The sequence below is a fragment of the Dietzia sp. CW19 genome (assembly GCF_014145265.1).
In the GTDB taxonomy this organism is placed as follows: domain Bacteria; phylum Actinomycetota; class Actinomycetes; order Mycobacteriales; family Mycobacteriaceae; genus Dietzia; species Dietzia natronolimnaea.
Genome location: NZ_JAALEE010000321.1, coordinates 1 through 5,495, shown reverse-complemented (window position 1 = coordinate 5,495; position 5,495 = coordinate 1). Strand labels below are relative to the sequence as shown.

The 5,495-nt window shown below is 71.1% G+C and carries 6 protein-coding genes and 1 pseudogene; 1 reads left to right on the top strand and 6 read right to left on the bottom strand.

The annotated features are described in order from the left end of the window. From G6021_RS10110 to groES, 4 genes and pseudogenes are all read right to left on the bottom strand, one after another. Positions 1-321: pseudogene (locus G6021_RS10110) on the bottom strand (hypothetical protein); the annotation flags it as partial. Then, complete coding sequence (locus G6021_RS10105; RefSeq protein WP_179524690.1) at positions 318-899, bottom strand: sigma-70 family RNA polymerase sigma factor; 582 nt, start codon at positions 897-899, stop codon at positions 318-320. The pseudogene G6021_RS10110 and the gene G6021_RS10105, both read right to left, overlap by 4 nt. Positions 900-1,169: 270 nt before the next feature. Next, on the bottom strand, positions 1,170-2,792 hold the full coding sequence (gene groL / locus G6021_RS10100; protein ID WP_179524689.1) for a chaperonin GroEL: 1,623 nt from the start codon (positions 2,790-2,792) through the stop codon (positions 1,170-1,172). A 144-nt stretch (positions 2,793-2,936) separates the two neighbouring features. After that, on the bottom strand, positions 2,937-3,224 hold the full coding sequence (groES, locus tag G6021_RS10095) for a co-chaperone GroES (RefSeq protein WP_017837219.1): 288 nt from the start codon (positions 3,222-3,224) through the stop codon (positions 2,937-2,939). A gap of 271 nt (positions 3,225-3,495) precedes the next feature. Here groES and G6021_RS10090 point away from each other — a divergent pair, with 271 nt between their 5' ends. Beyond that, positions 3,496-3,867, top strand: a complete 372-nt coding sequence (locus G6021_RS10090; protein ID WP_179524688.1) for a DUF4190 domain-containing protein — start codon at positions 3,496-3,498, stop codon at positions 3,865-3,867. A gap of 36 nt (positions 3,868-3,903) precedes the next feature. Here G6021_RS10090 and tsaD read toward each other — a convergent pair whose 3' ends face one another. Next, positions 3,904-4,941: a tRNA (adenosine(37)-N6)-threonylcarbamoyltransferase complex transferase subunit TsaD gene (gene tsaD, locus G6021_RS10085; RefSeq protein ID WP_182641210.1), complete on the bottom strand. Its 1,038-nt coding sequence runs from the start codon at positions 4,939-4,941 to the stop codon at positions 3,904-3,906. Continuing rightward, positions 4,938-5,390, bottom strand: coding sequence for a ribosomal protein S18-alanine N-acetyltransferase (gene rimI / locus G6021_RS10080; RefSeq protein WP_182610144.1), 453 nt, complete (start codon positions 5,388-5,390; stop codon positions 4,938-4,940). Before rimI ends, tsaD begins: the two co-directional genes overlap by 4 nt. Positions 5,391-5,495 lie beyond the last annotated feature (105 nt).

The window sequence follows — 5,495 nt, the reverse complement described above, 5'->3', positions numbered from 1 at the left end:
CTGCCACAACGCGGGGCGCTGCCCGTGGTGGTGTTCATGCGACCTGGCCCAGCCACGGCGGGGCCACAGGCGGGAGACGTTCGGCGCGAGCGCGGCCTCGATCTCCTCCTGCCCCGGCAGATCGGGCAGGGGCGCGGAGTCGACCTCCTCGCGCCAGTCGGCGAGCAGCGCGGCCAGGGCGTCGGAGCCGGCGGGGCGGTCGCCCACCCCGAGGACGCGCAGGAGCTCGTCGTCACGCTCCACCGCCTCCGGATCCGGACCGTGCGCGTCGAGGGAGGCGGCGTCGTCCCGGGTGCCGGGGTCGACATCGTCGTCGTTCATCGCCATCGCTCCTCTCCGTCCTGCTCGATCCTGGTCCGGAGCTGCTTCATGGCCCGGTGTTGGGCCACCCGCACGGCTCCGGCCGTGCTGTCCACTATCTCCGCGGTCTCCTCCGCGGAGAGTCCCACGACCACCCGCAGTCGGATGATCTCCCTCTGCTTCTCGGGCAGGGTTCCCAGTAGACGACTCATCGCCCTGGCCACCTCGCCGTCGAGGATGTGATCCTCCGGCCCCGTCTCCGTGGAGAGCACCTCCGGGAGGTACTCGACGGGATCCGACTTGTTCCGTGCGGCGCCCCGGTGCGCGTCCGCGACCTTGTGTGCGGCGATCCCGTACACGAAGGCCATGAAGGGACGTCCCTGATCCCGGTACCCGGGCAACGCCGAGAGCACCGCGATCAGCACCTCCTGTGCGACATCGTCAGCAGAAAGGTTGACCCTCTCCGCACCCCCGACGCGGGAGCGGCAATACCGCACCACCCCGGGACGGACGAGTTCGAGTACCCGCGTGGCCGCCGAACGGTCTCCTTTGACCGCGGCGGCGACGGCGAGTTCCAACTCGTCTGCTGTACCTGTCATCGATTTAGGGGGGCCTCTCGTTACACGGGTGTGCTACGGGGCACGGCCTTTCTGTCGGGGTGCGGCGCCGGACCGTCGCGGTCTCACGTCCGGACCGTCGCGGCCGGCGGGGCGTGGGCACAGGATACTTCTGCGACCCCTGTGCCGGAGGTCATCCGGTGAGGGCCCAGCGTAGCCGCTCGGAGCGGGGTGAGACGACATCACCGGTCGCCGGACGACGAGCGGGCCCCGGTCCCGCGGGTGCGGGACCGGGGCCCGGTCGGGACGGGATCAGTGCGAGTGACCGGCGTGCGAGTGCCCGCCGGGCGCCTCCTGCTCGGGCTTCTCGACGATCGCCGTCTCGGTGGTCAGCACCATCCGCGCGACGGAACAGGCGTTGACGACGGCCGAGTGGGTGACCTTCACCGGGTCGATGATGCCCGCCGAGACGAGGTCACCGTACTCGCCGGTGGCGGCGTTGAAGCCGTCCCTCGGACCGAGGTCGGCGACCTTGCTCACCACGACGGAGCCGTCCTCGCCCGCGTTGGCGGCGATCCAGAACAGTGGCGCCGCCAGCGCCTTGCGGACGACGTTCACCCCCACCGCCTCGTCGGCGTCGGTGGTGTCCTCGGCGAGCCGGGCGAGCGACGCCGCGGCCTGGACGAGCACGGAACCGCCACCGGCGATCACGCCCTCCTCGACGGCGGCCTTGGCCGAGTTGACCGCGTCCTCGACGCGGAGCTTGCGCTCGGTGAGCTCCGTCTCGGTGGCGGCGCCGACGCGGATGACCGCGACGCCCCCGGAGAGCTTGGCGATGCGCTCCTCGAGCTTCTCGCGGTCCCAGTCGGAGTCGGTGTTCTCGGCCTCGCGGCGCAGCTGCGCCACCCGGGCGTCGACGTCGGCCTGGTCACCGTCACCGTCGACGATGATCGTCTCGTCCTTGGAGACGGTCACGCGGCGGGCGTGTCCGAGCACCTCGAGGCCACAGTCGGAGAGCTTCATGCCCAGGTCCGGGCTGACGACCTGACCCTTGAGGACGATAGCGAGATCGTCCTGGAAGGCCTTGCGGCGGTCGCCGAAGAACGGGGCCTTGATCGCGACGACCTTGATGGTCTTGCGGATCGAGTTGACGACCAGCGTCGACAACGCCTCGCCGTCGACGTCCTCGGCCACGACGAGCAGCGGCTTGCCGGTCTCGGCGACCTTCTCGAGCAGCGGGAGCAGGTCGGGGAGGGAGCTGATCTTCTCGCGGTGCAGCAGGACCAGGACATCCTCGTAGATGGCCTTCTGCTCGTCGGGGTCGGTGACGAAGTAGGGGCTGAGGTAGCCCTTGTCGAAGGCGATGCCCTCGGTCACGGCGACCTCGGTGTGCAGGCCCTGGGATTCCTCGACGGACACGACGCCGTTGACACCCACGGCGTCCATGGCCTCGGCGACCATCCGGCCCACCTCGGGGTCACGGGAGGAGACCGTGGCGACCTGCGCCACCCCCTCGGACCCCGACACCGGGGTGGCGGCGGACTTGAGGAACTCGACGACGGCGGCCGAGGCCTTCTCGATGCCCTTGCCCATGGCCATCGGGTTGGATCCGGCGGCCACGTTGCGCAGCCCCTCACGGATGAGCGCCTGCGCGAGCACCGTCGCGGTGGTCGTGCCGTCACCGGCCACGTCGTTGGTCTTGGTGGCGACGCTCTTGACCAGCTGGGCACCGAGATTCGCGAACGGCTCGGAGAGTTCGATCTCGCGGGCGATGGAGACACCGTCGTTCGTGACGGTGGGGCCACCGAAGGCCTTGGCCAACACGACGTGCCGACCCTTCGGGCCGAGCGTGACCTTGACGGTGTCGGCGAGTTGGTCGACACCGGCGAGCATGCCCTTACGGGCCTCCTCGTCGAACGCTATCAACTTGGACATTGATGGGACTCCTGGAAGGAAGAGGGTGTTCGGGACGGACGGGTCGTACTGCGTAACGGACCGGTGCGACACCGGTGAGACACCACCGCCCCGGCGGGCCGGACACTGGCCGGCGCCACCGGGGCGGGGTTGTACCGACTCACGTCAGTCGATGACCGCGAGAACGTCGCGCGAGGAGAGGATCAGGTACTCCTTGCCCTCGTACTTGATCTCGGTTCCGCCGTACTTGGAGTAGATGACCTTGTCCCCCTCCTTGATGTCCATGGGGATGCGGTCGCCGTCCTCGTCGAAGCGGCCCTTGCCGACCGCGACGACGGTGCCCTCCTGGGGCTTCTCCTTGGCGGTGTCCGGGATGACGAGGCCGGACGCCGTGGTGGTCTCGGCAGCGGTGGCCTCGACGAGAATCTTGTCCTCAAGCGGCTTGATCGCCACGATGGATCCTCCGTGTGTAGATGGCTGGTGTGTTCAGGGGGGCGGGGCACCGGGGTGGCGTCGTCGCGGGTGACGCGACCGGGTCCATGCCTATTGGCACTCTATATGCGCGAGTGCCAGCACTCAAGTGTCCCGGGTGCCCGATCCGGCCCCGTTCGCGGACGGCGAACACCACCCGGCCCCCACACACCCGCTCGAGCACGCCGCCGGGCGCGCGGGCCCCGCGTACGATCAGCGGGAAGTCCCGCCGCCCCCGGGAGGAGTCGTCGCCATGTCCCGTACCCCCTCCGGTGACGCGGACGCGTCCGGCCGGCGGGATCCGGAGGACCCCGGCGACGAGTCGCACGCCGGTCCCCCCGACGTCAACGGGACGGCGCTCGCCGCGGTCGTGTTGGCGGTGGGCAACGTCGTGTTCGGGTCCTTCCTCGGACTGTTCCTGCCCGCGGTCCCCGCGGTCTTCGCGCTCGCGTCGGTCCTGCTCGGCCATCTCGCCCTGGCCAGGATCAACCGGACCGGACAGGCCGGGCGCGGTCTCGCCCTCACCGCCCTCGCGGTGGGGTACCTGTGGTTGGTCCTGATCACCCTGCTGGTCTGCGGGATGCTGCTGTTCACCGGGTACGGCTTCGCACTGCTCGGGTTCTGAGGCACCCGCCTCACCACCCTCCTCACACCACCCGCCTCACACCAGCTGGGTCACCCCGACCGTGAGCCCCGGATCCGCCGCCACGGTGAGGGCACTGGGTTCGGCACCCGCCGCGAGGAGCGCGGACGCCACCGCCACGACCATCGCCCCGTTGTCCGTGCACAGCCGCGGCCGGGGGACGCGGAGGCGGATCCCGGCCTCGGCGCACCGCTGCGCCGCCAGCTCCCGCAGCCGGGAGTTCGCGGCGACGCCGCCGCCGACGAGCAGGGTCGACACCCCGAGATCTGTGCAGGCCCGCACGGCCTTCATGGTGAGCACGTCCGCCACGGCCTCCTGGAACGACGCGGCCACGTCGGCGACCTCGAGGTGCACCCCGTCGCGCTCGGCGGCCTCGATCCGGCGCGCGACGGAGGTCTTGAGCCCGGAGAAGGAGAAGTCGTGTCGGGCGTCCCGGGGCCCGGTCATCCCGCGGGGGAAGGGTATGGCCGCCGGGTCACCGGACGCCGCGAGTCGATCGATCACCGGACCGCCCGGGTAACCCAGTCCCAGGAGCCTCGCGACCTTGTCGTAGGCCTCCCCCGCCGCGTCGTCGACCGTCGAGCCGAGCTCCACCACCGGATCAGTGAGAGAGCGCACGTGCAGGAGCTGGGTGTGTCCGCCGGAGACCAGCAGCGCCACGCATTCGTCGAGCGGTCCGCCGTCGAACCCGGCCACGGCGACATGTCCCACCAGGTGGTTGACCGCGTAGAACGGTGTGCCCCACGCGGCGGCGTAGGCCTTGGCCGCCGAGGAGCCCACCAGCAGTGCACCGGACAACCCGGGCCCGATGGTCGCGGCCACGGCGTCGGGCCGGTCCACACCCGCCTCGGCGAGCGCCGCACGCACGGTCGGGACGAGCGCCTCGAGATGCGCGCGGGAGGCGATCTCGGGCACCACGCCGCCGAAGCGCGCGTGCTCGGACATCGACGAGGCCACCACGTCGGCGAGCAGCTCCGCGCGCCCGTCATCGTGCACCCGGGCGATCGCCACGCCCGTCTCGTCGCACGAACTCTCGATCCCCAGAACGGTCCTCATGAACTGTCTCCTCCTCCCGCGTCGGGTCCGTGGTGCGCCGGACGCACCATCAGGTGCGCGTCGGCCATGCTCGGACGGTAGTACCGGGGCCGTAGCCCCACCACCTCGAAACCGTGGGCCTCGTAGAGCGCGCGGGCCGGGACGTTGTCGGTCCGCACGTCCAGGACCACCGGGGCCGCCTCCGCGTCCGCCACCGCGAGCAGGCGACGCAGCATCGTGCGCCCGATCCCCCGACCCCGGAAGGCCGGATCGACGCCGATGGTGTGGACCTCGAATTCCCGGTCCCCCGCCCGCCCGAGTGCCGCCAGCACGGCGTACCCGACCAGCGTGCCCTCCGACCGGGCGGCCAGACAGGTGGTGTGCCCGGAGCCGATCTCGGACAGGAACGATGCGGCAGACCACGGTCCGTCACCGCGGAAGAGCACTCGTTCGAGTTCCGCGCACCGCATCGCGTCGCCCGCGACCAGCGGATCGTAGACGACCCCGTCCACGGCGCCGCCGCCCGGCACCGGACCGCTCACCGCGGTGGCCCTCCGGCCTCGACGCCCCGCAAC

Coding starts and splice junctions, on each gene's coding strand:
- G6021_RS10105 (WP_179524690.1), bottom strand. CDS start 899: ATGACAGGTACAGCAGACGAGTTGGAACTCGCCGTCGCCGCCGCGGTC.
- groL (WP_179524689.1), bottom strand. CDS start 2,792: ATGTCCAAGTTGATAGCGTTCGACGAGGAGGCCCGTAAGGGCATGCTC.
- G6021_RS10090 (WP_179524688.1), top strand. CDS start 3,496: ATGTCCCGTACCCCCTCCGGTGACGCGGACGCGTCCGGCCGGCGGGAT.
- tsaD (WP_182641210.1), bottom strand. CDS start 4,941: ATGAGGACCGTTCTGGGGATCGAGAGTTCGTGCGACGAGACGGGCGTG.
- rimI (WP_182610144.1), bottom strand. CDS start 5,390: ATGCGGTGCGCGGAACTCGAACGAGTGCTCTTCCGCGGTGACGGACCG.